1 protein-coding gene is annotated in these 529 nt (G+C 44.8%); it reads right to left on the reverse strand.

All coding sequences use genetic code 11. From position 1 onward, the window contains the following. Positions 1 to 269, reverse strand: a 269-nt coding sequence (locus R8N47_RS28150; protein WP_318186475.1) for a PQQ-dependent sugar dehydrogenase, incomplete at its 3' end; no start/stop codon positions are given. Positions 270 to 529: the final 260 nt, after the last annotated feature.

Below are 529 nucleotides of genomic sequence, written 5' to 3' on the forward strand. Positions count from 1 at the left end.
TCGGTATTTGGGGCGAGTGCGACATCCAGTAAACCGGCTTGTCCACTGGTGTTAACATTCTGAACAGTATGGATTTTTTGGCGTTGACCAGTCATCACATTGAGCAATGAAATGGTGCCATTTTTCTCGTTCACTACTACGCGTTGCGAATCGATAAATTCAATGCCCCAAGGGACTTGAAACCCATTGGCAACCTCATCAGCTTGGTATTGCGCAGCATGAAGTGAAAAAGATAAACAAGCGAGCAGGGCGATGGTTACAATTCTCATGGGTCCTTCCATGTTGAAGTGCGTGGATGCTTAAAAGCTAACACTAAATGGCGAGATCCCCAAATGATGACAAGTTGCAGCGAGCGGTGTATGAATATAAAAATCCCCGATACCAGATCGGGGATTGAGTTAAGGTGTTAGAGATGAATCTGTCTTTCTGCGATTACATTGCCGCTTCGAAGATTGCAGAAATCTCTTCGTGAGTTGCTTGTTTAGGGTTAGTGAAACCACACGCGTCTTTTAATGCGTTGTCTGCTAGT

It is taken from the genome of Vibrio sp. 2132-1 (assembly GCF_033344315.1).